At 59.4% G+C, this 26,031-nt stretch carries 15 protein-coding genes and 2 tRNA genes; 11 read left to right on the forward strand and 6 right to left on the reverse strand.

Annotated elements, in window-relative coordinates:
- Positions 1–240 precede the first annotated feature (240 nt).
- The 3 genes from HU754_RS03770 (at position 241) to HU754_RS03780 (ending at position 4,847) form a co-directional block, all read left to right on the forward strand.
- Positions 241–1,428, forward strand: coding sequence for an ATP phosphoribosyltransferase regulatory subunit (locus tag HU754_RS03770; RefSeq protein WP_038360371.1), 1,188 nt, complete (start codon positions 241–243; stop codon positions 1,426–1,428).
- A 54-nt stretch (positions 1,429–1,482) separates the two neighbouring features.
- Complete coding sequence (locus HU754_RS03775) at positions 1,483–2,772, forward strand: adenylosuccinate synthase (protein WP_007915835.1); 1,290 nt, start codon at positions 1,483–1,485, stop codon at positions 2,770–2,772.
- Positions 2,773–2,912: 140 nt separating this feature from the next.
- Entirely contained in the window at positions 2,913–4,847 is a 1,935-nt protein-coding gene (locus HU754_RS03780) for a methyl-accepting chemotaxis protein (RefSeq protein ID WP_116255840.1), read from the forward strand.
- Positions 4,848–4,956: 109 nt separating this feature from the next.
- Here HU754_RS03780 and HU754_RS03785 read toward each other — a convergent pair whose 3' ends face one another.
- The 4 genes from HU754_RS03785 to HU754_RS03800 all read right to left on the reverse strand — a co-directional run bounded on the left by HU754_RS03785 (position 4,957) and on the right by HU754_RS03800 (position 8,078).
- Positions 4,957–6,522, reverse strand: coding sequence for an ABC transporter permease (locus HU754_RS03785; protein WP_186621140.1), 1,566 nt, complete (start codon positions 6,520–6,522; stop codon positions 4,957–4,959).
- The gene (locus HU754_RS03790) at positions 6,522–7,532 is read right to left on the reverse strand and encodes an extracellular solute-binding protein (RefSeq protein ID WP_116255796.1); all 1,011 of its coding nucleotides are present in this window, start codon (positions 7,530–7,532) and stop codon (positions 6,522–6,524) included. Before HU754_RS03790 ends, HU754_RS03785 begins: the two co-directional genes overlap by 1 nt.
- A gap of 192 nt (positions 7,533–7,724) precedes the next feature.
- Positions 7,725–7,811: transfer RNA gene (locus tag HU754_RS03795), tRNA-Leu, on the reverse strand.
- Positions 7,812–7,991: 180 nt separating this feature from the next.
- Positions 7,992–8,078 (reverse strand) — tRNA-Leu (locus tag HU754_RS03800).
- A gap of 226 nt (positions 8,079–8,304) precedes the next feature.
- Here HU754_RS03800 and rnr point away from each other — a divergent pair.
- The 7 genes from rnr (at position 8,305) to dnaB (ending at position 15,603) form a co-directional block, all read left to right on the forward strand.
- Complete coding sequence (gene rnr, locus HU754_RS03805) at positions 8,305–10,935, forward strand: ribonuclease R (RefSeq protein WP_186621113.1); 2,631 nt, start codon at positions 8,305–8,307, stop codon at positions 10,933–10,935.
- A complete protein-coding gene (rlmB, locus tag HU754_RS03810) occupies positions 10,932–11,699 on the forward strand; it encodes a 23S rRNA (guanosine(2251)-2'-O)-methyltransferase RlmB (RefSeq protein WP_095047304.1) in 768 nt (255 codons plus the stop codon). Before rnr ends, rlmB begins: the two co-directional genes overlap by 4 nt.
- Positions 11,700–12,006: 307 nt before the next feature.
- The gene (gene rpsF, locus HU754_RS03815; RefSeq protein ID WP_016771938.1) at positions 12,007–12,429 is read left to right on the forward strand and encodes a 30S ribosomal protein S6; all 423 of its coding nucleotides are present in this window, start codon (positions 12,007–12,009) and stop codon (positions 12,427–12,429) included.
- Between the two features lie 29 nt (positions 12,430–12,458).
- Positions 12,459–12,689 carry a 30S ribosomal protein S18 gene (gene rpsR / locus HU754_RS03820; RefSeq protein ID WP_002551829.1) on the forward strand — a complete coding sequence of 77 codons (231 nt, stop codon included), beginning with the start codon at positions 12,459–12,461 and terminating at the stop codon, positions 12,687–12,689.
- A gap of 36 nt (positions 12,690–12,725) precedes the next feature.
- On the forward strand, positions 12,726–13,619 hold the full coding sequence (locus HU754_RS03825) for a hypothetical protein (RefSeq protein ID WP_016983782.1): 894 nt from the start codon (positions 12,726–12,728) through the stop codon (positions 13,617–13,619).
- A gap of 19 nt (positions 13,620–13,638) precedes the next feature.
- Positions 13,639–14,085, forward strand: coding sequence for a 50S ribosomal protein L9 (gene rplI, locus HU754_RS03830; protein ID WP_003186385.1), 447 nt, complete (start codon positions 13,639–13,641; stop codon positions 14,083–14,085).
- 120 nt (positions 14,086–14,205) lie between these two features.
- Positions 14,206–15,603 carry a replicative DNA helicase gene (dnaB, locus tag HU754_RS03835; protein WP_007915846.1) on the forward strand — a complete coding sequence of 466 codons (1,398 nt, stop codon included), beginning with the start codon at positions 14,206–14,208 and terminating at the stop codon, positions 15,601–15,603.
- Positions 15,604–15,645: 42 nt separating this feature from the next.
- On the opposite strand, the gene HU754_RS03840 is transcribed toward dnaB, so the two are convergent.
- Positions 15,646–20,313: an NEL-type E3 ubiquitin ligase domain-containing protein gene (locus tag HU754_RS03840; RefSeq protein ID WP_189661383.1), complete on the reverse strand. Its 4,668-nt coding sequence runs from the start codon at positions 20,311–20,313 to the stop codon at positions 15,646–15,648.
- A gap of 99 nt (positions 20,314–20,412) precedes the next feature.
- On the reverse strand, positions 20,413–23,010 hold the full coding sequence (locus HU754_RS03845; protein ID WP_225919958.1) for a hypothetical protein: 2,598 nt from the start codon (positions 23,008–23,010) through the stop codon (positions 20,413–20,415).
- A 209-nt stretch (positions 23,011–23,219) separates the two neighbouring features.
- Between HU754_RS03845 and HU754_RS03850 the strand changes: the two genes are divergently transcribed.
- Positions 23,220–25,532 carry a YgiQ family radical SAM protein gene (locus HU754_RS03850; protein ID WP_093430185.1) on the forward strand — a complete coding sequence of 771 codons (2,313 nt, stop codon included), beginning with the start codon at positions 23,220–23,222 and terminating at the stop codon, positions 25,530–25,532.
- The last annotated feature ends 499 nt before the right edge of the window (positions 25,533–26,031 follow it).

The following is a 26,031-nucleotide window of genomic DNA, read 5'->3' on the forward strand; positions in this document are numbered from 1 at the left end:
TATGATGCGGCAGCCGGGAAATTCCCGGCTTTTTTGCGTCTGCACGTTTGATTGCTGTTTTTTGTTGCAGGCATCGGGTTGAATGGCCCGAGAGTATTTCGAGGAAAGTGATGGGCGAAGCCGGTAACAGGCCTTTCGCCGCGTCGTTCATGCGCGTGCGTTTTGAACGGTTCGGTCATTTTCTGCTTCACTCAAGGCTCGCCCGCAGGCTGGCCGCCCGGATCAAAGGGGAATGGCGTAATGGCAACGGTAGACCGCTGGCTGCTGCCAGATGGCATCGAAGAAGTACTGCCACCGGAAGCGGCGCGCATTGAAGTCGCGCGTCGTCAGGTGTTGGATCTGTTCCAGAGCTGGGGTTACGAGTTTGTCGTGACTCCCCATATCGAGTACCTGGAATCCCTGCTGACCGGCGCGGGCCAGGACCTGGATCTGCGTACCTTCAAGGTCATCGACCCGCAATCGGGCCGGCAGATGGGTTTCCGTGCCGACATCACGCCGCAAGTGGCGCGTATCGATGCGCACACCCTGCGTCGCGAAGGTCCGAGCCGTCTGTGCTACGCCGGCAGTGTGCTGCATGCTCAGCCGCGTGCACTGTCGTCCTCGCGCAGCCCGATCCAGTTGGGCGCCGAGTTGTACGGCGACGCCAGCCCGAGCAGCGACGTTGAAGTGATCAGCCTGATGCTGGCCATGCTGCAACTGGCCGATGTGCCGGATGTGCACATGGACCTTGGTCATGTTGGCATCTATCGTGGTCTGGCGCGTGCCGCCGGTCTGTCCGGTGAAGTCGAACAGCAGTTGTTCGATGCGCTGCAACGCAAGGCCATCGACGAGGTCATTACCTTGACCGAAGGCTTGCCGGCCGACTTGTCCGGCATGCTGCGGGCGCTGGTCGACCTGTGTGGCGGGCGTGAAGTGTTGAGCGCTGCCCGCGAACGACTGGCCAATGCGCCGGCGCCGGTTCTGGCGGCACTGGAGGATTTGCTGGCGATCGCCGAGCGCCTCTCGGCGCGTTTCCCGGACCTGCCGTTGTACTTCGACCTGGGCGAGCTGCGTGGCTACCACTACCACACCGGTGTGGTGTTCGCGGTGTTCGTGCCGGGCGTTGGCCAGTCCATCGCTCAGGGCGGTCGCTACGACGACATCGGCGCGGATTTTGGCCGCGCCCGTCCAGCGACAGGCTTCTCCACCGATTTGAAAACCCTGGTGACCCTGGGGCGTGCTGAGATCGAGCTACCGTCTGGCGGTATCTGGATGCCTGACAGTACGGATGCGGCACTCTGGCAGCAGGTTTGCCAGTTGCGCAGTGAGGGTCAGCGTGTCGTTCAGGCTTTGCCTGGGCAACCTTTGGCCGCCGCCCGTGATGCGGACTGCGACCGGCAATTGATTCAGCAGAACGGGCTTTGGCAAGTATCGCCACTGGCTTCTTGAGTTTTCCTGCCGGCCATCGCCGGCACCAAGTTTGCGCGAATGAGGACAAGTGTTATGGGTAAGAATGTCGTAGTCCTGGGCACCCAATGGGGTGATGAGGGCAAAGGCAAGATCGTTGATCTGCTGACCGAACATGCTGCCGCCGTAGTGCGCTACCAAGGTGGCCACAACGCTGGCCACACACTGGTGATCGACGGCGAGAAAACCGTCCTGCACCTGATCCCGTCGGGCGTGCTGCGCGAAGGCGTGCAGTGCCTGATCGGCAACGGCGTGGTGGTTGCACCTGACGCCCTGCTGCGCGAGATCACCAAGCTGGAAGAGAAAGGCGTACCGGTGCGTGAGCGTCTGCGTATCAGCCCGTCCTGCCCGCTGATCCTGTCCTTCCATGTGGCGCTGGACCAGGCCCGTGAAAAGGCCCGTGGCGAGCTGAAGATCGGTACCACCGGTCGCGGCATCGGCCCGGCTTACGAAGACAAGGTTGCTCGTCGTGGCCTGCGTGTTGGCGACCTGCTGAACATGCCGCGCTTCGAAGACAAGCTGCGTGAACTGGTGGATTACCACAACTTCATGCTGGTCGGTTACTACAAAGAGCCAGCCATCGAGTTCGAGAAGACCCTGGCCGAGTGCAAGGAATACGCTGAGCTGCTCAAGCCGCTGATGCTCGACGTCACCGCTGAGCTGCACGACCTGCGTCGCGCCGGCAAAGACATCATGTTCGAAGGTGCCCAGGGTTCGTTGCTCGACATCGACCACGGTACCTACCCGTACGTGACCAGTTCCAACACCACTGCCGGTGGCGTAGCGACTGGTTCCGGCGTTGGCCCGATGTTCCTGGACTACATCCTGGGCATCACCAAGGCCTACACCACTCGCGTCGGTTCGGGTCCATTCCCGACTGAGCTGTTCGACGACGTCGGCGCGCACCTGGCCAAACAAGGTCACGAGTTCGGTGCGACCACCGGCCGTGCCCGTCGTTGTGGCTGGTTCGACGCCGTTATCCTGCGTCGCGCTATCGATGTGAACAGCATTTCGGGTATCTGCCTGACCAAGCTGGACGTACTCGACGGTCTGGAAACCATCAACATCTGCGTTGGCTATAAAGACGCCGAAGGCAATGCCGTTGCTCCGACCGACGCTGACAGCTACGTAGGCCTGCAGCCTGTGTACGAAGAAGTGCCGGGCTGGACCGAATCGACCGTGGGCGCCAAGACCCTGGAAGAGCTGCCAGCTAACGCTCGCGCCTACATCAAACGCGTTGAAGAGCTGATCGGCGCGCCGATCGACATTATTTCGACGGGCCCGGACCGCAACGAAACCATCGTTCTGCGTCATCCGTTTGCTTGATAAGTCGTTGATGTAAAAACACAAAGGCCCCTTCATCGGGGCCTTTGTCGTTTATGCCTGTTGGACGGCATGACCTTTGCTGTGAATCTGTCTACAAGAGTGCCATCAAATTAATGGCGTCAGAAGTAGAGGTATTCACAGTGTCGGCCGTTCTCTCACTGTTACAAAGCCGTTTGTTGCGCCCCGTGTTCGTTACCCTTGGTATCGCCCTTTTGGTGCAAGTGTTGGTGGCCGTTGCCCTGACGCGGAGCACCGTCACGGCGCTGGAAGCTGACTTGGCGGTGCGCCTCGGCGCCGACAGCCAGAAGCTCTCCGGTGAACTGGAGCAGGCCGGGCGTGAAGTCACCTCGAGCCTCGATGCCTTGTCCGCCAGTACTCGTCAGCGGCTTACCGCCGGCCTGTCTTCGCGCCTGAAAGAAGAGCAGGCGCAACTGCGTGCGACGCTGGAAAAAGATCTGAAAGATTCGGCCAATGACATGGCGCAGTTACTGGCCTCCGTAGCCCCGCGAGCCATGTGGGACAGCGACGTACCGACCCTGTCCGAGTTCGCTCGCCGTGCCCAGCGTAATCCCAATGTGTTGTTCGTGGTCTACGACGACGCCACCGGCCAGCACCTGACTCGCTATCTCAATCGCGAAAACCCGATCAACAAGGCCTTGCTGGAAAAGGGTCAGGGCGAGCGTGCACTGGATAAAGTGCTGGATGCGGCGAAAAACGATCCATCGGTTTACTACCTTGAAGCCTCGATCAATCCCAATGGTGTGGAAATCGGCAAGGTGTTGATGGGCGTTTCCACGGCGTCGGTGGAAACCGATCTGGCGGCACTGGACAAGCGCTTCTCAGCGCTGATCGCGAGCAGTGATCAACTGGTCGGCGACAGCCTCAAGGGCGCTGCAGCGGACAGTGCCAATGCCATGCAGGCGCGCCTGCAATCGGCGCAGTCAACCGCCGTCGAGATGAAAGCCAATACCGCCAATACTGTTCAAGAAGCGGCAGCCACCCTGCGTTGGCGGATCGGCATGGGCCTGGCGTTGGTCGGTTTTGGCGTGCTGCTGTTACTGGCCGTCGTGCTCGGCCATCGCGTGGTCAATCGCCTGAAAATGCTCAACGCTGCGATGGATGACTTGGCGGCGGGCGAGGGCGACCTGACCAAGCGTGTGCAGATCAACAGCAAAGACGAAATCGGCGACATGGCCTCGGCGGTCAACCGCTTTGTGGATAAGTTGCAGCCAATCGTGCGCGAAGCGGGCGATGTCGCGCAGCGTACCGGCGTGGAAATCGGCGCAATGACGCTGCGCAATGCCGGTGCCGATGCGGCGGCGGGCATGCAGCGTGATGAAGTGGCGGAGAGTCTGCGCGCGCTGTCGCAAATGGCTGATGAGGCGCAGTCAGAAAGCCATGCGATGCAAGCGGCTTTGAAACAGGTTGTGGATATTCGCCAGGCCACCGACGAAAACACCCGGACGTCCGCCAAGGTCGGCAGCCTGATCGAGGCGCTGGCGGGGCAGGTCGATACCGGAGCGAAAGTCATCGAGCGGCTGGCTCAGCAGAGTGAGCAGATTGAGGTGGTGCTGACGGTGATTCACGGGATTGCCGAGCAGACCAATCTGCTGGCGCTCAACGCGGCGATTGAAGCGGCACGTGCTGGCGAGACCGGGCGTGGATTCGCCGTTGTTGCCGACGAGGTGCGTGCGTTGGCGAGCAAGACGCAAAGCTCCACCGGCGATATTCAGGCGCACATCGTGGCATTGCAGCAGGGCGCTCGTGAGGCGGTCGAAGCGATCGGCCAGGCCGGGCGTCAGGCCAGCGAAGGTTTACTGGTGCTGCGTGACAGTGCGCGCTTGCAGCAGTCGGTACAGGTCTCGGTTGAGCAGGTGCATGCGGCGATTGGCTTGGCAACGCAGGCTGCTGCGCATCAGGCGCAGGGTGCGCAGGCTGTGCGTGGGCGCGTCGAGACAATTCATGCGCAGGCCGAGAAAGCGGCGCAGGCGGTGGTGGAGACCACTGCGAGTGGCAAGGTGCTGGATGGTTTGGCAGCGCAGCTCAAGGCTAGTCTGGGGCAGTTCAGGGCTTGAGGTTGTCTGGGCGGGCCTCTTCGCGAGCAGGCTCGCTCCCACATTAGATCGCGTTCCTCTGATGGAACTCGGTCAACATGTGGGAGCGAGCCTGCTCGCGAAAGCGGTATCAGCGACTCAGATACATCCGGGTCGTCAGTAAATAAACCGGCAGCCCCGACACCAAAATCAACAACGCCGCATAAGGCGCCGCCGCCGCAAATTCGACATTTGCAGTATGCGCCCACACTTCCGTTGCCAGCGTATTGAGCCCGGTCGGACTCAGTAGCAACGTCGCCGTCAATTCCTTCATCGCATCCAGAAACACCAGCGCAAACGCCGCGCCCAATGCCGGGAAGATGATCGGCAACGTCACTCGGCAAAACGCCGTGAACGACGAGGCGCCCAGCGTTCGCGCAGCCTCTTCGAGTTGCGGTGCCGCCTTGTTCAGTGCCGTGCGAATCGGCGCCTGCGCCAATGGCAGAAACAGCAGCGCATAAGCGATCAGCAGCAACGCCGAAGTCTGGTACAGCGCCGGCACGTAGTGCAGGGCGAAATACACCAGCGTCAACGCAATGACCAGGCCTGGTAGCGCATGCAGCAGATATGGCAAGCGCTCGGCCCAGATTGCCAATTGGCCTTTGTAACGCACCACCAACAAACCGACCGGCACGGCCAGCACCAGGCACAACGCAGCTCCGCCAAGAGAAAGTGCCAGAGAAGAAAGCAGGGCTTCAGTGATCGCTGCCACCGGGAATGCTGCGGATGAACCGACCGCCAGCCAATACGCCAACATCCCCAGCGGAATCCCGCTGCCGACAATTGCCAGCATCAGGCAATACAGCTGACCGACCGTGGCCCATGGCCCTAGCCGAACCTGTTCAGCTTGGCGCGCGGCACCTTGTCCGATGCGCACATGCCGAGCTTTGCCGCGTACGCGCAGCTCCAGCCACAACAACACCAGACACAGCGCCAGCAACACGGCGGAAAGCATCGCCGCGTTGGCGTTACTGAACTCCAGTTCGAATTGCTGATAGATCGCCGTGGTGAAGGTTTGCAGGCCGATGATCGACAGTGCGCCGAACTCCACCAGCATGTGCAAGGCAATCAGCAGCGAGCCGGCCAGTAGCGAAGGCCAGAGCAGCGGCAGGGTCACGCGGAAAAACACGCCCCAGCGATTCTGCCCAAGGGTGCGCGCCGACTCTTCAAGGGAGGGGTCGAGATTGCGCAGAGTTGCCGCCACCGGCAGGAAGATCAACGGATACTTCGACAGGCTCATCACCAGAATCGCCCCGCCAAGCCCTTCGAACTGCGCGCTCAGCGAAACCCAGGTGAAGCTGCTGACAAATGCCGGCACCGCGAACGGCAGGCACAGGATCACGCCCCATAGGCGACGCCCTGGCAAATTGCTGCGTTCCAGCAGCCAGGCCAGCGACAGACCAATCACGCCGCAGGTGAGGGTTACACCAACCATCAGCGCCAACGTGTTGCGCAACAGGCCGAACACATACGGGCGCCACAACAAGTGCAACGCCTCGGCCCAGCCGGCCTGCCAGGCCTTGAGCCCGACATAGGCCAGCGGCAACAGGCTCAGCACCACCAGTAACAACACCGGCAGCACCAGCCAGATTGATGGCCGCTTGCGTTTTGGCACGTAACCCCCGCGCATGGCGGGGGCGGATAACGATGCGGTCATCAGTTCAAGCCAACTTCGCGTTCCAGCTCCAGCGCTTCTTCGGCATTGCCCAGATCGGCTGGGGTCACGTTCGGCGCTTCCAGTTCGCTGAACGGCTTGAGCCCGCGATCCGATTCCATACCTTTGTGCAGCGGGTATTCGGCGGTGGTCTGGGTGATCACGCGCTGGCCTTCTTCGCTGGCCATATAGGCAAGGAATTGCTGGGCTTCTTTTGGATGTTTGCTGGATTTCAGCACGGCAGCGCTCGACACGGTGATCAGGCCGCCGACGTCACCGCCGGTGAAGTAATGCAGTTTCGAGTCGAGTTTGCCTTTCTCGCGCTGCAGGGCGAACCAGTAGTAGTTGTTCACCAGCACGGTGGCGACTTCACCGTTTTCCACGGCTTTGAGCGCAACCATGTTGTTGCTGTAGGTCTTGCCGAAGGCGCGCAGGCCGGTCAGCCACTCTTCGGCGGCCTCGCGACCGTGCATTTTGATGATGGCCACGGCTTGTTCCTGAAACGCGCCGCTGGTTGGCACGAAGCCGACTTTGCCTTGCCACTGTGGATCGGCAAAATCCAGGACTGATTTTGGCAGGTCTTTTTCGTCGACCAGTTTCGGGTTGTAAGCGACCACGCGAACGCGTGCCGTCACGCCAATCCAGGTGCCGTTAGCTGCGACGTATTTTTCCGGCAGCACGGCCAAAGTGGCGTCATCGGCCTTGGCCAGCAGGCCTTGTTCGCCGAGATTGTTCAACGGTGGCGATTCTTCGGTGTAGATCACGTCGGCAGGGGAGCGGTCGCCTTCTTCGATGATCTGGCTGGCGAGCTGATTGCTGCTGCCTTTGCGCACGTTGACGTGAATGCCGGTCTTGGCTTCGAAGGCTTTGGCGATCGCGTCGCCGACTTCCTTGTGCTGGCCGTTATAGAGAGTCAGGGAAACCGCATCGGCAGCCTGGGTGAGGGGAGTGGCGAGCGCCAGGCCGAGGAAGGTGAAGGTCAGGCCTCGGCGCAGGGTATTTCGAAACGTCATTCGCGGGGTTCCTCACTGTCGCATTGCAAAAACTTGCAACAATGATAAACGATATTGTTTCTCAAGTGCGCCTTGCGGTGGGGCTGGCGTTTTGATAGGTGCGATGGTGATGGGGTTTCGGGAAGCCAGAAATGCAAAAACCCGCTTTCGCGGGTTTTTGTGAAATCCAAGGTCGTAACCTTGAATTTGAATTGGTGCCCAGAAGAAGACTCGAACTTCCACGACCGTAAGGTCACCAGCACCTGAAGCTGGCGTGTCTACCAATTTCACCATCTGGGCAATCATCGCTAGCGTTGCCGCTGTTGATGTGGCGCACTATACGGAGCGCGTTTTGATCTGTAAACCCCTGATTTAATTTTAATAAATCAGTTTTAAGAAAAGCCGGGCTTAGAATGCAAAAAACCCGCTTTCGCGGGTTTTGTGTGAGCCTTGAAACTGATCTAGTCTCAAACTCGAAATTGGTGCCCAGAAGAAGACTCGAACTTCCACGACCGTAAGGTCACCAGCACCTGAAGCTGGCGTGTCTACCAATTTCACCATCTGGGCAGTATCGTTAACGCTTGTGCGTCGTCGATGGCGCGCACTATACGGAGCGTCTTTTTAACTGTAAACCCCTGTCAGCAAAAAATATGATTTTTTTTACCGGCGGTGTTCAAAACGGCTTTCAAGCGACGATACAGACCCTCATAAGGGCCTTATATAGTCGGAAATTTCCCGTTTCATGGCGCCTATGCCAAACTAACCCGCATATAGACAAGGTGAAAACTCTCTAATGGCCGATTGGCAGTCCCTCGATCCCGAGGCCGCTCGTGAAGCGGAAAAATATGAAAACCCTATTCCTAGCCGCGAACTGATCCTGGCGCATCTCGCCGATCGGGGCTCGCCGGCTGCCCGCGAGCAACTGGTGGAAGAGTTTGGTCTGACCACAGAAGACCAGATCGAAGCCCTGCGCCGCCGCCTTCGCGCCATGGAGCGCGACGCTCAACTGATCTACACCCGCCGCGGCACTTACGCGCCGGTCGACAAGCTCGACCTGATCCTCGGCCGCATCAGTGGTCACCGTGACGGTTTCGGCTTCCTGGTGCCGGACGACGGCAGCGACGACCTGTTCATGAGCCCCGCGCAAATGCGTCTGGTGTTCGATGGCGACCGTGCGCTGGCGCGTGTGTCCGGTCTTGACCGTCGCGGTCGCCGCGAAGGCGTGATCGTTGAAGTGGTCTCGCGTGCTCACGAAACCATCGTCGGCCGCTACTTTGAAGAGGGCGGCATCGGCTTCGTCGTCGCGGACAACCCGAAGATCCAGCAGGAAGTGCTGGTCACGCCGGGCCGCAACGCCAACGCGCAGATCGGTCAGTTCGTCGAGGTGAAAATCACCCACTGGCCGACGCCGCGCTTCCAGCCGCAAGGCGACGTGGTTGAAGTGGTCGGCAACTATATGGCGCCGGGCATGGAAATCGATGTCGCTCTGCGCACCTACGACATTCCGCACGTCTGGCCCGAAGCCGTTCTGAAAGAAGCGGCCAAGCTCAAGCCGGAAGTCGAAGAAAAAGACAAAGAGAAGCGCGTCGACCTGCGCCATTTGCCGTTCGTCACCATTGACGGTGAAGATGCCCGCGACTTCGACGATGCTGTTTATTGCGAAGCCAAGCCGGGCAAGCTGCGCCTGTTCTCCGGCGGCTGGAAGTTGTACGTGGCGATTGCTGACGTTTCCAGCTACGTGAAGATCGGCTCGGCGCTGGACAACGAAGCGCAGGTGCGCGGCAACTCGGTGTACTTCCCTGAGCGCGTGGTGCCAATGCTGCCTGAGCAGCTGTCCAACGGCCTGTGCTCGCTGAATCCGCACGTCGATCGTCTGGCCATGGTTTGCGAGATGACCATCTCCAAGTCCGGCGAAATGACCGACTACTGCTTCTACGAAGCGGTGATCCATTCCCACGCGCGTCTGACCTACAACAAAGTCAGCGCGATGCTGGAAACGCCGAAAGTGGCCGAAGCACGCAAACTGCGTGGTGAGTACACCGACGTCGTGCCGCACCTCAAGCAGCTTTATTCGCTGTACAAAGTGTTGCTGGCTGCCCGTCACGTGCGCGGCGCGATCGATTTCGAGACCCAGGAAACCCGGATCATCTTCGGTTCCGAGCGCAAGATTGCCGAAATCCGTCCGACCACCCGTAACGACGCGCACAAGCTGATCGAGGAATGCATGCTGGCGGCCAACGTGGCCACCGCCGAATTCCTCAAGAAGCACGAAATCCCTGCGTTGTACCGTGTCCACGACGGCCCGCCACCGGAGCGTCTGGAAAAACTGCGCGCCTTCCTTGGCGAGCTCGGCCTGTCCCTGCACAAAGGCAAGGACGGTCCATCGCCGAAGGATTATCAGGCGTTGCTGGCAAGCATCAAGGATCGTCCGGATTTCCACCTGATCCAGACCGTGATGCTGCGCTCGCTCAGTCAAGCGGTGTACAGCGCTGACAATCAGGGCCACTTCGGCCTGAATTACGAAGCCTATACCCACTTCACTTCGCCGATCCGTCGTTACCCGGACCTGCTGACGCACCGCGCGATCCGCAGCGTGATCCATTCGAAACAGGACACTCCGCACGTTCGCCGTGCCGGGGCGATGACCATTCCGAAGGCGCGCATCTATCCGTACGACGAGGCGGCGCTGGAGCAGCTCGGCGAGCAGTGCTCGATGAGCGAACGCCGTGCCGACGAAGCGACCCGCGACGTGGTCAACTGGCTCAAGTGCGAGTTCATGAAGGATCGCGTGGGCGAGTCGTTCCCGGGTGTGATCACAGCGGTAACCGGTTTTGGCCTGTTCGTTGAGCTGACCGATATTTACGTGGAAGGTCTGGTCCACGTCACGGCGCTGCCGGGCGATTACTACCACTTCGATCCTGTGCATCACCGCCTGGCGGGCGAGCGCACCGGTCGCAGCTTCCGTCTTGGCGATACCGTTGAAGTGCGCGTCATGCGCGTTGACCTCGACGAGCGCAAGATCGACTTCGAGATGGCCGAAAAAACCATCAGCGCACCGATCGGTCGCAAAAAACGTGGCGCTGAAACCGCTGCTCCGGCGGCCAAGGTTGCGGAAGAAAAGGCTCCGGCTAAATCCGCCAGCCGTCGTCCGGCCAAGGAAAAAGCGGTTGAAGCCTATCGTCCAAGCGACGCCGTGGCGAAGAATGCCGAGCTGCGCAAAAGCCGTGAAATGAAGAAGGCTCTGCTTTCCGACGCTAAAAACGGTGGTAAAGCGGCGTCCGGGGGAAAGACCGGACGGTCGGCGCCTGAAAAGGCCTCCGGCGGCAAGCCAGCGAAACCGAGCAAACACCGTAAGGGGCCGCCAAAAGCGGGCTCCGCTCCAGCCAAAAGTGGCGGGGCACGTAAACCGAAGGCGAAGTCATGAGTCAGTTGGAAAAAATCTACGGCGTTCACGCGGTAGAAGCGTTGCTGCGTCACCACCCGAAACGCGTCAAGCAGATCTGGCTGGCGGAAAGCCGCAACGATCCGCGCGTGCAGACCCTGGTTGAGCTGGCCAACGAAAACCGTGTTCAGGTCGGCCAGGCCGAGCGACGCGAAATGGACGCCTGGGTTGAAGGCGTGCACCAGGGCGTGGTCGCGGAAGTGAGCCCGAGCCAGGTCTGGGGCGAAGCCATGCTCGACGAGCTGCTCGATCGCACTGAAGGTGCGCCGCTGTTGCTGGTGCTTGACGGTGTGACCGACCCGCACAACCTCGGCGCCTGCCTGCGTTCGGCGGATGCGGCCGGTGCGCTGGCGGTGATCGTGCCGAAAGACAAGTCGGCGACCCTGACGCCGGTCGTGCGTAAAGTCGCTTGCGGCGCGGCGGAAGTGATTCCATTGGTTGCCGTGACTAACCTCGCTCGCACCCTGGAAAAACTTCAGCAGCGCGGTCTGTGGATTGTCGGTACTGCGGGGGAGGCTGAGGTCAGCATCTACGACCAGGATCTGACTGGCCCGACCATCCTGATCATGGGCGCTGAAGGCAAAGGCATGCGTCGCCTGACCCGCGAGCACTGCGACTATCTGGTGAAGCTGCCGATGGCCGGTAGCGTCAGCAGCCTCAACGTCTCGGTTGCGACGGGCGTGTGCCTGTTCGAAGCGCAGCGTCAGCGCGGTGCAAAAGCCAAGGCTACTGCCAAGAAATCCTGAGTCGTACACGATTCAAATGTGGGAGCGAGCTTGCTCGCGAAGAGGGCGTGTCAGTCGACGTAAATGTTGCCTGACAAACCGCATTCGCGAGCAAGCTCGCTCCCACAGTGTTTTGTGGTGTGGCATAACTGAGTGATTGTTCAAATAATCACCAATTGCCTTGCGCCTCCTCTGTCCCTTCTCTACAATTGCGCCCCTTGCTGTGACGGCAGGCACGTATGTGCCCCGCGCCAGCAAGTCCATAAGTGTCATTCACTCCTTGTCTGACCGTTTTTGAGCGGCAGGCTACAACCCGTAAGGAGCATTCATGCGTCATTACGAAATCATCTTTTTGGTCCACCCGGATCAAAGCGAGCAAGTCGGCGGCATGGTTGAGCGTTACACCAAGCTGATCGAAGAAGACGGCGGCAAAATCCACCGTCTGGAAGATTGGGGCCGTCGTCAACTGGCCTACGCAATCAACAATGTTCACAAGGCTCACTACGTGATGCTGAACGTTGAGTGCACTGGCAAGGCCCTGGCCGAGCTGGAAGACAACTTCCGCTACAACGATGCAGTGATCCGTAACCTGGTCATCCGTCGCGACGAAGCCGTAACTGGCCAGTCCGAGATGCTCAAGGCTGAAGAAAACCGCAGTGAGCGCCGTGAGCGTCGCGACCGTCCTGAGCACGAAGGCGCCGAAGGCACCGATAGTGATGACAGCGACAACAGCGATAACGCTGACGAGTAATCCACGGACCTTATTAAGGAGCCTATCAAATGGCACGTTTCTTCCGTCGTCGTAAATTCTGCCGCTTCACCGCTGAAGACGTGAAAGAGATCGATTACAAAGATCTCAACACTCTGAAAGCCTACGTATCCGAGACCGGCAAAATCGTTCCAAGCCGCATCACCGGTACCAAAGCTCGTTATCAGCGTCAGCTGGCCACCGCTATCAAGCGCGCCCGCTTCCTGGCCCTGCTGGCCTACACCGACAGCCACGGCCGCTGAGACCGGGCAGTCGACAAGTAGCAAAGGATTGAATGCATGCGTGCCTTAGCTGAGTTCATCATGCGAGGCCGTATGCAGGCCACTCTCGTGGTGGCCGGATGTGCAACATTGCCGTTGTTGTATTGGTTGGGTGCTGCCGCGGGGAGCCTTGTGCTGCTGCGGCGCGGACTGACGGACGCCCTGGGTGTTCTGTCTCTGGGGCTGCTGCCGGCGTTGATCTGGTGGCTGTATGCCGATGACCCACGGGCACTTCTGGTGCTGCTGGGGTCTTCGGGGCTTGCGTTGGTTTTGCGCGCAAGTGAATCCTGGGTCCGCACGCTGCTGGTCAGCGTAGTGATTGGAGTGGTGTTTTCGGTGGTGCTCGGGGCGGCGTTTGCGGCCCAGATCGAGATGCTCGCGCAGGCCTTGATAAAGGTCATGCCGGCGCTTCTTGGTGAAACCTACAAGCAATTGTCGGTCGATGAGCAAGCGCGTTTCGCGTCCCTGATTGCACCGGTCCTGACCGGACTGATTGCGGCGCTGTTGCAGATCGTCAGCGTGCTGAGCCTGATTGTCGGGCGGCATTGGCAGGCGTTGTTGTACAACCCGGGTGGTTTTGGTCGCGAGTTTCGCGCCATCCGGATCCCGCTGGGGCCGGCGATGTTGCTGCTGGCGTTGATGCTTCTGGGCCCGAATCTCGGTGCACAGATGGCCATGTTGACGCCGTTGTGCAGTGTACCGCTGGTGTTCGCCGGACTTGCCCTGATTCACGGGCTGGTCGGGCAGAAGCGACTGGCCGGTTTCTGGCTGGTGGGGTTGTACGTCACGCTGCTGTTGTTCATGCAGCTGATCTATCCGTTGCTCGTGGTCCTGGCCATTGTCGACAGCCTGATTGATTTTCGCGGTCGTCACGTGTCGAAAGACACCGATAACGCGAACGGTGAAGGTTAAAAGTTAAGAGGATTTCCACATGCAACTGATCCTTCTGGAAAAAATCGCCAACCTGGGCAACCTGGGCGACAAAGTAAACGTTAAGGCCGGTTACGGCCGTAACTACCTGCTGCCTTTCGGCAAAGCTACCGCTGCAACTGCTGCCAACCTGGCTGCGTTTGAAGAGCGTCGTGCTGAGCTGGAAAAAGCTGCCGCAGACCGTAAAGCATCGGCTGAAAGCCGTGCTGCCCAACTGGCCGAGCTGGAAGTGACCATCACTGCCACCGCTGGCGACGAAGGCAAGCTGTTCGGTTCGATCGGTACTCACGACATCGCTGACGCACTGACCGCCTCCGGCGTTGAAGTTGCGAAAAGCGAAGTTCGTCTGCCGAACGGCACCATCCGCAACGTGGGTGAATTCGACGTGGCTGTGCACCTGCACGCCGAAGTTGAAGCCACCGTACGCGTTGTCGTGGTAGCAGCTTAAGTAACACCTGATCGGCTGGCGGCTTGTCCGTCAGACGGTTAACATCGGGCACGATCCTGTTTACAGGTCGTGCCCTTTGTCTTTCTGAATTCCCTGTTTTTCCAAATTACACAAGTGGCCATGAACGATATCTCCGCTCCCGAGCAATACGATCTGCAAACCGCCGCCCTGAAGGTGCCGCCGCATTCCATCGAGGCCGAACAGGCTGTACTCGGTGGTCTGATGCTGGACAACAACGCCTGGGAACGCGTGCTCGATCAAGTCTCCGACGGCGATTTCTATCGACATGACCACCGTCTGATTTTCCGTGCGATCGCCAAACTGGCCGATCAGAACATGCCGATCGACGTCGTGACCCTGTCTGAACAACTGGACAAGGAAGGCCAGACCTCGCAGGTCGGTGGCCTCGGTTACCTCGGTGAACTGGCGAAAAACACGCCGTCCGTCGCCAACATCAAGGCCTATGCGCAGATCGTTCGTGAGCGAGCGACATTGCGCCAGTTGATCGGCATCAGCACCGAAATCGCCGACAGCGCCTTCAACCCCGAAGGCCGCACCGCCGCCGAGATTCTCGACGAAGCCGAACGCCAGATCTTCCAGATTGCCGAGGCCCGGCCAAAAACCGGCGGCCCGGTAGGTGTGAATGACTTGCTGACCAAGGCCATTGATCGCATCGACACTCTGTTCAACACCGACAACGCCATTACCGGCCTGTCCACCGGGTACACCGACCTCGACGAGAAGACCAGCGGCCTGCAGCCGTCCGACTTGATCATCGTCGCCGGCCGTCCGTCGATGGGTAAAACCACCTTCGCAATGAACCTGGTGGAAAACGCCGTGTTGCGCAGCGAGAAAGCGGTTCTGGTGTACTCCCTCGAGATGCCAGGCGAATCGCTGATCATGCGTATGCTCTCCTCGCTGGGCCGCATCGACCAGACCAAGGTGCGTTCTGGCCAACTGGAAGACGATGACTGGCCGCGCCTGACTTCGGCGGTCAACCTGCTCAACGACCGCAAGCTGTTCATCGATGACACTGCCGGCATCAGTCCGTCGGAAATGCGTGCGCGGACCCGACGTCTGGTGCGTGAACACGGTGACGTCGGCCTGATCATGATCGACTACCTGCAATTGATGCAGATCCCCGGTTCCAGCGGTGACAACCGCACCAACGAAATTTCCGAAATCTCGCGATCCCTGAAAGCGCTGGCCAAGGAATTCAACTGCCCGGTGGTGGCGCTGTCGCAGCTCAACCGTTCCCTCGAACAGCGTCCCAACAAGCGCCCGGTGAACTCCGACTTGCGCGAATCCGGAGCGATCGAGCAGGACGCCGACGTGATCATGTTCGTGTACCGCGACGAGGTCTATCACCCGGAAACCGAACACAAAGGCATCGCCGAAATCATCATCGGCAAGCAGCGTAACGGCCCGATCGGTTTTATCCGTCTGGCCTTTATCGGCAAATACACGCGCTTCGAAAACCTCGCGCCGGGCAGTTACAACTTCGACGACGACGAGTGACAGCAGGCCGAAGTTCATCGGCCTGCTGCGACGCTGTATCGATTACAACGTCGCGCCACTCGATCCCGGAGTTTCCTGCGCAGGCGTGACGTTGGCAGGAGGCGCCTCGATCGTTGTTCGAGGCTGCAATTCCTGTCGCGTCAGCGTCTGGATCAATGTCGCTTCGACAATCGCCAATTGCGCCGTTACATCATCGGTTTGCGATTTGTATTGAGCTTCGCTCAGCAGTCTTTGTGATGACTGGCTGTCGAGAATTTCCTGGCGATCCTGGAACGGCTGGCGACTCGCATCGAATTGCGCCTGGTATTTGTGAATGATGAAGTCCTGCCAGAAATTCATCGACACCAATGCCTGAAACTCTTCAGGCGAACCATTCAGCGTCGAGACTTTGCGATATGCCGCATCCAGCATTGCCGGGGTAACGCCGGCCATGCCGATAAACGAGAGTGTCTGTGGCTGAAACGGCAATTGCAGCCGATCCCTGAGACCAAAGCGGTAGGCCATGGTCATTTCATGGGGATCGCGTATGCGCAGGTTGTGGCTGTTTCGCAGCTCCCGGGAGGTTGCCGGATCGTCAATGATTGCCCTGCTTGAAGCGATCTCTGCCGCCGCGATGTCGTCGACCTGTTTTAGCCGGAACAATCCTTTGGACAGCGCCACCAAGGGGGCGCCGTTCATATCCAGCCTGGCCTGTATGCGCGCCTTGTGAGTCATGGCCAGGACCTGCAGATCGGTGAAGGTGGCTGCGGCAAGGTCAGTGCAGCCGGCTTCGCACGCGCGATCGAACAGTTCTCGACGCAAGGTTCGCGACTGTGGATTGTCCTGGCTGATGACATCGATCACGTCCCAGACCTGGCGCCGGAAGTCGGCATGGTGCGCACGGCTCGCGAGGATGTTGAAGAAGCCGTCCGAGCCTTGCTGCTCGCGCAACGTGCGCCATTGAGTGTTTCTGGCGATCGCTTGATCAGCGGGTAGTCCGGTGGTCCAGATCGGAGCAGGGTCCGCGGCTGCCCTTGCACTGGGACGTTGTGCCAAGGGGAATGACGTTGTGAACAGGTTGGATCTGTTGTGAAGCCCGGTTTGGGCTTCGTCCAGTTGCCTGCGATAGACGCCCATTTGTATCCGCGTCTCATCGGTAATCGGATTATTCGTCAGTAACGTGCCACTGTTCACCTGGACCGAATGCGCCAGGCGCTCCGGGGACGGAGCAGTGACAAAGTCAGGAATCGTGGTGATCTGATTGTTGCTCAGATCGATCCGGGTCAGCAGGGGTTGATCAAACAGCCCGGTTGGCCACTGCGTGATGCCGGTGTTCGCCAAGGTGACCTCGCGCATATCGGTGATCAGACTGAAATCCGGGATCACACCGAGCTGGGGATTGTTGTCGATCCAGAGTGCTCTGAGCGTTGTGCGTCCGGCCAGTATCCGCGCCGTTTCTGCATTGAGTTCAAGTTGGTTGTGCTGCAGGAAGAGGCGCGTCATCCCGTGCATTTCTCCTACAGCCGGGGGCAAGTCCCTGAGGCGATTGTTCGACATGTCCAGCCAGCGCACATGACGAAAACGGGTGAGGAAGCCTTCCGGTGACTCCGTCAGGTTCATGCCGCTCAATCTGAGTGAACCCACATGGCTGAAGTCGATGCTCAGATCCGGCAGGGTCGGCAAGGTCAGGCCGCTCAAGTCCAGTTCCAGACCGATCGGTGTGCCGTCGAAAGCATGTTTTTGCGCCGTCTCGCGGCGCCAGCAACTGATGATCCGATCCCGCGCTGCAGTGCGGTCATTACGGGTGGTGGCGTTGATTTGCAGCTGATTGGCACGCACGTAACGCAGGCGGTTGCCGCCCCCGGAAAAGACCCAGTCGTCGAGCTGGGTTTTCAGAAGATCGAATTCTTGTTCCAGTGCGAGCAAGCGTGGTGCCACGGTGCCTTTGTCATGATTCCAGATGAACTCCCTGCACTCCTTGATGGTTTTGCTCGGGAACAGGTTTCGATAACGCTGCGCCCTGGAGTCTTCGCTATCGAATACGGCGGGATGGGCCGGCTCCATCAGCTCGGGGTGAGACTGTTTAAGGCGTCGCCAGTAGCCGTCGAATTTTCGCCAGTACGCGGAGGGGAAGTCGTTGCCTTCAAGGCGCGTGACATTGTTGATCCGCGCGACGACAGCCAGTGTCTCGGGTGTCGGGTTGAGATTGGCCTGGGGAACCTCGCTCAAGCGATTGTCGCGCAGGTCCAGGTGGTTTAAAGCGGTTTTGTCGAGCAGCCCGGCAGGCCACTGACTGAGGCCCGTGTTTTTCAGGTTCAATGCCTGCAACCCGGACATGGCGCTGAAGTCGGGCACTGCCCGCAGTTGATTGTTGGACAGATCGATCTGTTTCAACTGGTGCAATGCACCGAGTGCCAAAGCGCTTTGTTCATCCAGTTTTATCTGGTTTGAACTCAGATCCAGATAGTTGAGTTTGTCCATCTCGGCGATTTTTTGCGGCAGTTTATCGATGCCAGAGTTAACGATGGTCAGGCTTTCCAGATTGGGGCAATTGGACAGAAGCGTATTGGCGGTGTCCGACCAGATTACCGAGTCGAGACTGAGGGATTTGATGTGACTGAAATCCACGGTCAGCAGGGGTAATGGACCGTACAGCGCTGGCAGTTTCAGTTCGCCGTCCGAATCGCCCAGCCAGCAGCCTCTGATGATTCTTGCCAGGCGGGTAGCGTTGACTCTTTCCGGGCCCACGGCGTGGGCCGGTCCGGGTTGGCTGTCGGCGATGTAGGCCTGCAGTTGTGTTTCCAGTAGCTCGAAGCCGGCAATGCGTCGCGCGATCTGTTCTTCGGCGCCATCCCCCAGGGCGAGCAAATATTCCCTGGCGGCTTGCGGATTCTTGTCTGGATACATACGCCGCACCATCGCCACTTCGGGAATGTCGCCATCCAGTCTGAAGGCGTCTGCGCGGGAGCCCGTGCGCATCGCCGGATAGTCGGCCACTACGCGGCGCCAATAAACCTCAAGCGTTCGCCAGTAACCGGTCGGGAAGGGGTTGCCTTCAATCAGGGTGACTGAGTTGATACGGGCAATCGCCAGTAGTTCATTGTTTGACGGGTGAAGGATCGGCTGTGGAATTTCGCGCAGTTGGTTATGGCGCAAGTCGACCACGTCCAGTGCCACCTGATCGCGTAAACCGCTGGGCCAGTGATCCAGTCCGGTGTTGCTCAGGTTCAATGACCGAAGTTGCGACATGCCGCGAAAGTCCGGGATTCTGCCAAGCGGGTTGCTCGACAGGTCGAGGTGTTCAAGCTGCTTGAGTGCGCCCAGTTTTACTGCTGCCTGCTCATTGAGCTGGATTCGGTTCGAGCTCAGCTCCAGAGCCTTGAGAACGGTCATCGGCGCGATATCGGGCGGCAGCTTATCCAGGGTGGAGTGAGTCACCGACAGTTTCTCAAGGTTGGGAAAACTGCCAAGGAAGGTATCGGCGGTGTCCGACCAGGCGACCGCTTTCAGCTCCAGAGTTCTTACATGGCTGAAATCAGCCGTCAGCGGCGCAAGGATTGCCTCTCCCAAATCAAGTTTTAGCGTCGTTCCCGTCTGCCGTTTCCAGCAACGTTTTATTTCTTCGACAGCACGCTCCACCGCGGGATGCGCAGCTTCGTTGGGGGCCTGCGAGGATGTCTTCCTGATCCAGGAAGCGAGATCCGCCTTGAGCGCCCTGTAACTGGCCTCGCGTTGGGTCAGATAGCCGCGGACGTCATCCCCGTGCGAATGCAGAAGCCGGGTGATCTCCTCGCTGTCGAGGGCCGGGAAGAGCTTTCGAGCGCGGGACTCTGGCGTGCGCAAATGATTGATCGCGCTGGCAAACCGTTGCAGCAGGCCAGGATGCGCGGGGCTGCCTGGCTCGTTGCGGAGCATCCCGCCGGCACCGCCGACCGCCGTTCCCAGCCAGCCTTCGCGAGCATCGTAAATGATCGGCTCCGAGCGCCCGGGGCGTGTAGCGATGTAGGTATTGGTGCTGTCGCTGGCCACCGGATCTTGCGCACGGACGATACGCATCACCGTTGTCGACGGGGTCGAGGCGTCGGTGTCGTGCAGAACCTGATAACTGTGGTTGTCGATCACCGCATAGAGTTTACCGTTGAGCCGGTGAAGGCCATCGCTGCCCCTTTGAATGTCACTGAAATCCAGTGGCGTGCGGAAAGCTTCCAGGCGGCTGCTCGACAATGGCACACCGATCGGCTCGAAGTGTTCCAGCTCATGCCAGAGTCCCGCGCTGGAGTCACGCAGCAACACGGGCCCCGAGGGACTGGATTCGCTGGGCAGTCTGGCCCGATACAGTCCTGTTTGCGCATCTTTGCCGACCAGCACGATGCCGCCGGGTACATCGGCATACTGGCGGCCTTTGTGGGTTCTCAAGCCGTCAGCGTTGCGATCCGACAAACCGCTGGCCGCAGGCACCCAGTAATGTTCCAGGGACTGGCTAGCCGCACGCGGATTTTCAATCGGCAACACGGGTCGATGAATGGTGATGCTCGGAGCCGGCTCGATCGCGTCGATATCGGCTGGCGTTGGTAAGCGGCCCGGTCGTGGTGGTTGCCCACCGGGTATCGAGACCTCTAAATGTGTGCGCGGTGGCAGGTCGAGGCGCGGGGTGTCCACGTCTGGCACAGTGTTTTGGCGAACCGGGGGATTGCCGGAATTGTTGCCTCTGGGGGGCGATTTAACGGGCATGTCTTTCTATCCTTGCGGGTTTGCGCATCAGTTCGCCTGAACGGGAGCTGATGGCAGGGGCGGCGTCATTGCCTGATTGATCGTATGGCCCTGAGTCCTTTACTCAGGCCTGGAAGGCACGCCAGCCTCGCTGGCCAGTGCAAAAATCTTGCTCGCGGTCTTGCCATCGAAGGTCTGGCGCCAGATGGCCACGTGCGGCAAGCCTGCCTGTTCATCGCGGCGCTGAGACTCGATACCGCGTCGGCTCTGTTCGAGGGTTTTGAGGTGGCCGCCTCTTGTGGTGAAACTCAGTGGCGCGGCGTTGTGCTGGTCATAGTGGAAGTGTGCCTCCCATAACGGTGCGTCATCGGCGCGATCAGTGATCGAATAAACGTCGAGAAACGACTTGCCCTTGCCTTTGCCCGATGGCTTGCGATCAACGGTTTTGCTCACGCTGACTTCGTCGGCATCCATCAGATAGTTCAAGCGCATGATGTCGAGCACCTCCCTGTTCTTGTACATGCGCACCAGAACACTTTGGCCATGCGCGTCCAGTGACCCGCCAGCGCTTCGCAAGCGCGCAGCCAGGTCGAGGATTTCGGTGTCCGCGTCTTCATGGCTTTCCAGGCGCCTTGCCTGCTCGTTCAGTCGTTCAGTCTCTTTACTCAGGTCTTCGACAATATCGGTCGGATTGGTTTTTCTCGCCTCGTCCACCCTGGCCTTGGCAACGTGTTGTTCGACGTCGGCCAGTAACCGGTTGGCCTCGGCGACCAGCTGTGGTCTGGGTGTACTGGTGATGGGCGGGCGCACTGGCAGCCATTCACCTTGTCTTTTTTCGTAGCGGGATGGCGAATCGGGACGCAACGGGTCCTGGACCTTGACGATGATGTTGCCATCCTGGGTCGTTTCCATGTCCCCGACCATTACCCGATAAGTTCCGTGTTGACGGATCCGGAAAATTTTTCTGGGCGGCACGGGGCGTGCATTTTCGGAGGTGTCTGGTTGCGGCGGAAGGAAATCGAAATCGATATCGTGGTCAATGTTTGGCAGTTCGCGGTCGCGACCAATCGATTCCAGAATTTCGCTCAGTCTGTTTTCGATTCGCTGTTCGAGTGGGTCGATCAAGGTGAGGGCTTCCCTCAGGTACTCGGCCCTGGCAGTGTCGATGTCAGTGGTCAGTAGCGCTTCAAATCGAGACTTGTCCGACCTTATCTGATCAAGGCTCAAGAGCAGTGCCATCGGCTGGTGGTGCTGCGGAATCTTGTTCAGGTCGCTGGTGACCAGATCAACCGAGGAAAGCGAGGGCATCGTGGCGTTGGGCGAATGGTCGGGCGCGCCCGCAAACAGGTGTATATAGAGCGTCAGTTTGTTGAAGTCGATACGCTCGGCCGACGGCACTTGCTGTCTGATTTTTTCAAGTATCGGTTCCGCTCCTGGATCGGCTTTTTTGATTTCTGCCAACAGCACTTCCCGCTCTTGGATAAACCTCAGCTTCTTGTTCAGGTGGGGGATCATCTTCCTGCAACTGTCGGCGTCGACTTTGGCGCTCGTAGGCTTGAACCTCAGGTCCATGGTCGCCATGAGTCGATTCAGAAACTCCGCACGTTCTATCCGGAAGGTGCGCAATTCTTGTTTGAACAGCCCTTTTGCTTTTGCGCGGATCAGCCAGTTCTTGTTGAGAAGAAGTGACTCCACGAAATCTGCTTGCTTGTGAACATGCTTGAGCAGATTCACCTCAAGGTTGAGCAGTTTCAGGTTTTTCTCTGCACTGCCCTCCGGCAATTTTTTGATATCAGCCCAGAGATCGTTATGAAGCGCAGTCGAGTTCTCCAACTCTGCGTGTGCCTTCTGAAAAGGCAGATACATCAGCCTCAAAGTGTCGATGCTTAACCCGGCCGCCTCTGCATCCGTGATGCCGCTCTTCAGCTCTGGCAAATGATAAACCCAGCGATTGCCCTCATCGCGCCGCACAGTCCGCGTTTCGCCGCTGCGGCTGGCGCGGTAGATATTGGCGATATCGGTTGCCACGGGGTCTTTCGGGTTGACGATACGCCACGCTTTTTGTGTCGCCGTGGAGGCACTCACATCGTGCATGACCTGATAAACGTGGGTGTGCAGGGACAGGTACAATCGGCCCTCGTGGCGCAATAACCCGTCGCTGTCGGCCTTGGCGCGTGTGATTTCGAGATCCGTGCGCAACGTCTGCTGGTGAGTGTCAATCAAGGTCACGGCGTCACCGTCCTTGAGCGAATGCCACAGACCACTGTCGGCGTCGCGCAGCAGTAGCGGACCACTGGCAACCCGCTCGGCTGCGAGTTGGGCGCGGTAGAGGCCGGTCTGCGGATCGACCCCGACCATCACGATGCTGCCGTGCGCGACATCGACGTATTCGCGGCCCTTGTACAGCCTCAAGCCCTCGGTATTGGCCTGGGGCAAACGGTCAGGTGCGGGGATACGGTAACTCTCCAGCGATTTTGCTCCCGTTGCGCCCGTTTTCACCGAGGCGGTTGCTGTGTGCGTGATGACGACGGGAGACGGTCTTGTTACCTCAGGGCTGGCAGTGCCGTGAGTGCCGCCCGGACGCGTTGCAGAGGGGCCAGGCAGGGACGGTTCAGGCCCCGTCCGTGGCGCTCGCCCGGTATTGCCTTGCTGCGGCGCATCCGGGCTGGTGGGGGGCTTGACTTTGATGCTGCCCTTGGCGGGCTGTTTGGGTGACATTGCTTCATCCTTGAAGGGTTGCCACATCAGTCGGCGCAGGCACCGGACTGATGAACGTTAAGTTTGAACGATGATTTTTTTGCCTGTTACGGGGTATCGGGCAGGCTCGACGCGGGTTGTAAGAGAAACCGACCATTGCCGTCGGAATTGGTTATTTTTTGTGCTATATTCCGCGCCCGCGAATTTTCACTTCAACACCGGTCGTCGACATGCAAGCAGCCAAGCCGTTATTTGACTATCCAAAATATTGGGCCGAATGTTTCGGGCCAGCGCCATTCCTGCCGATGAGCAGGGAGGAGATGGATCAGCTTGGCTGGGATTCGTGCGACATCATCATTGTTACCGGTGATGCCTACGTCGATCACCCGTCGTTTGGCATGGCGATCATTGGCCGGCTGCTGGAGTCCCAGGGCTTCCGTGTCGGGATCATTGCCCAGCCGAACTGGCAGTCCAAAGACGACTTCATGAAGCTCGGCGAGCCGAACCTGTTCTTCGGGGTTGCGGCGGGCAACATGGACTCGATGATCAATCGCTACACCGCGGACAAGAAAATCCGTTCCGACGACGCCTATACGCCCGGCGGCATGGCCGGCAAGCGTCCGGACCGCGCGAGCCTGGTCTACAGCCAGCGCTGCAAAGAAGCCTACAAGCACGTGCCGATCGTGCTCGGCGGCATCGAAGCGTCCCTGCGCCGCATTGCCCACTACGACTACTGGCAGGATCGCGTGCGTAACTCGATCCTGATCGACGCCAGCGCCGACATTCTGCTGTACGGCAACGCCGAGCGCGCGATCGTCGAAGTCGCCCAGCGCCTGTCCTACGGGCACAAGATCGAAGACATCACCGACGTGCGCGGCACCGCGTTCATCCGTCGCGATACGCCGAAAGACTGGTACGAAGTCGACTCGACGCGTATCGACCGTCCGGGCAAGGTCGACAAGATCATCAACCCGTACGTGAACACTCAGGACACCCAGGCCTGCGCCATCGAGCAGGAAAAAGGTCCGGTCGACGATCCGCAGGAAGCCAAAGTCGTACAGATCCTGGCCAGCCCGCGCATGACCCGTGACAAGACCGTGATTCGCCTGCCATCGGTAGAAAAGGTGCGCGGCGACGCCGTTCTGTATGCCCACGCCAACCGCGTGCTGCACCTCGAAACCAACCCGGGCAACGCCCGTGCGCTGGTGCAGAAGCACGGTGAAGTCGACGTCTGGTTCAACCCGCCGCCGATTCCGATGACCACTGAAGAAATGGACTACGTGTTCGGCATGCCTTACGCCCGTGTCCCGCACCCGGCGTACGGCAAGGAGAAGATCCCGGCCTACGACATGATCCGTTTCTCGGTGAACATCATGCGTGGCTGCTTCGGTGGCTGCACCTTCTGCTCGATCACCGAACACGAAGGCCGGATCATCCAGAACCGTTCCGAAGAGTCGATCATTCGCGAAATCGAAGAAATCCGCGACAAGGTGCCAGGTTTCACCGGGGTCATTTCCGACCTCGGCGGCCCGACCGCGAACATGTACCGCATCGCCTGCAAAACGCCGGAAATCGAATCCGCGTGCCGCAAGCCGTCCTGCGTGTTCCCGGGCATCTGCCCGAACCTGAACACCGACCACTCGTCGCTGATTCAGCTGTACCGCAGCGCTCGTGCTTTGCCGGGTGTGAAGAAGATTCTGATTGCTTCCGGCTTGCGCTACGACCTCGCGGTCGAGTCACCGGAGTACGTCAAAGAGCTGGTGACCCACCACGTCGGTGGTTACCTGAAGATCGCCCCGGAACACACCGAGGAAGGTCCGCTCAACCAGATGATGAAGCCGGGCATTGGCAGCTATGACAAGTTCAAGCGCATGTTCGAGAAGTACACCAAGGAAGCGGGCAAAGAGCAGTACCTGATTCCGTACTTCATCGCCGCCCACCCGGGCACCACCGACGAAGACATGATGAACCTGGCCCTGTGGCTCAAGGGCAACGGCTTCCGCGCCGACCAGGTGCAGGCGTTCTACCCGTCGCCGATGGCCACCGCCACCGCGATGTACCACTCGGGCAAGAACCCGCTGCGCAAGGTCACCTACAAGAGCGACGGCGTGACCATCGTCAAGAGCGAAGAGCAGCGTCGTCTGCACAAGGCGTTCTTGCGTTATCACGACCCGAAAGGCTGGCCGATGCTGCGTGAAGCGCTGATCCGCATGGGCCGCGCTGATCTGATCGGTTCGGGCAAGGATCAGTTGATCCCTACCCATCAACCGGCTACCGACAGCTACCAGAGCGCCCGTCGCAAGAACTCGACGCCAGCCGGCAGCCATAAAGTGGCGAAGGACGGTAAAGAGAAGACCACCAAGATTCTCACCCAGCACACTGGCTTGCCGCCGCGTGCCAGTGATGGTGGTAACCCTTGGGACAAGCGGGAGCAGGCCAAGGCGGCGGCGTTTGCCCGTAACCAGCAGGCTGCGAAAGAGCGCAAAGACGCCGCGAAAGGCAAAGGGCCGAAGCCGACCCGCAAGCCGGTCGTACCGCGCTAAAGAAAACGCCAACCTTCGGGTTGGCGTTTTGCGTTTCTGCCATTGGATTTATGCAGGCCGCAAGATCCATCCCCCTCACCCCAACCCTCCCGAAACGTCGGACCGCCCCCAAGGGGGCGAGGGGGAAGGGAGCAGATCTCCATGCTTTTCAAAACTTGAGTTCGACTCAGGACTTTCAGGTCGGCGTATCTCCAACAGCCACCCCTCCCTACCCCCCCGGGAGAGGGGTAGGGAGGGGAGCAGATCGCTGTGCTTTTCAAAATCGAAGTTCGACTCGAAGTTTCAGGTCGGTGTAGCTCGCTTAGTCAACTCGGTCAGTCCCCTCTCCCTCTGGGAGAGGGTTAGGGTGAGGGGCTCTTCGCAACATTTACGTGCAATCAGCCCAAACCATTTCCCCGCATCGCCCGATTTTGGTGCTGTACTGCCCTAAGCATTCCGGGAAAGCGCCCAAGCCTCTGCATGGCATAAGTCTTGCGCGCTTTCGAATACGCTTAGGCTC

Source organism: Pseudomonas zeae, assembly GCF_014268485.2.
In the GTDB taxonomy this organism is placed as follows: Bacteria; Pseudomonadota; Gammaproteobacteria; order Pseudomonadales; family Pseudomonadaceae; genus Aquipseudomonas; species Aquipseudomonas neuropathica.

Excerpts from the sequence above, each read along its gene's own strand:
- HU754_RS03825 (WP_016983782.1), top strand. The coding sequence starts at position 12,726 with ATGCGTGCCTTAGCTGAGTTCATCATGCGAGGCCGTATGCAGGCCACT.
- rpsR (WP_002551829.1), top strand. The coding sequence starts at position 12,459 with ATGGCACGTTTCTTCCGTCGTCGTAAATTCTGCCGCTTCACCGCTGAA.
- HU754_RS03840 (WP_189661383.1), bottom strand. The coding sequence starts at position 20,313 with ATGCCCGTTAAATCGCCCCCCAGAGGCAACAATTCCGGCAATCCCCCG.
- HU754_RS03785 (WP_186621140.1), bottom strand. The coding sequence starts at position 6,522 with ATGACCGCATCGTTATCCGCCCCCGCCATGCGCGGGGGTTACGTGCCA.
- dnaB (WP_007915846.1), top strand. The coding sequence starts at position 14,206 with ATGAACGATATCTCCGCTCCCGAGCAATACGATCTGCAAACCGCCGCC.
- HU754_RS03775 (WP_007915835.1), top strand. The coding sequence starts at position 1,483 with ATGGGTAAGAATGTCGTAGTCCTGGGCACCCAATGGGGTGATGAGGGC.
- rnr (WP_186621113.1), top strand. The coding sequence starts at position 8,305 with ATGGCCGATTGGCAGTCCCTCGATCCCGAGGCCGCTCGTGAAGCGGAA.
- rlmB (WP_095047304.1), top strand. The coding sequence starts at position 10,932 with ATGAGTCAGTTGGAAAAAATCTACGGCGTTCACGCGGTAGAAGCGTTG.
- HU754_RS03845 (WP_225919958.1), bottom strand. The coding sequence starts at position 23,010 with ATGTCACCCAAACAGCCCGCCAAGGGCAGCATCAAAGTCAAGCCCCCC.
- HU754_RS03770 (WP_038360371.1), top strand. The coding sequence starts at position 241 with ATGGCAACGGTAGACCGCTGGCTGCTGCCAGATGGCATCGAAGAAGTA.
- HU754_RS03790 (WP_116255796.1), bottom strand. The coding sequence starts at position 7,532 with ATGACGTTTCGAAATACCCTGCGCCGAGGCCTGACCTTCACCTTCCTC.
- rpsF (WP_016771938.1), top strand. The coding sequence starts at position 12,007 with ATGCGTCATTACGAAATCATCTTTTTGGTCCACCCGGATCAAAGCGAG.
- rplI (WP_003186385.1), top strand. The coding sequence starts at position 13,639 with ATGCAACTGATCCTTCTGGAAAAAATCGCCAACCTGGGCAACCTGGGC.
- HU754_RS03850 (WP_093430185.1), top strand. The coding sequence starts at position 23,220 with ATGCAAGCAGCCAAGCCGTTATTTGACTATCCAAAATATTGGGCCGAA.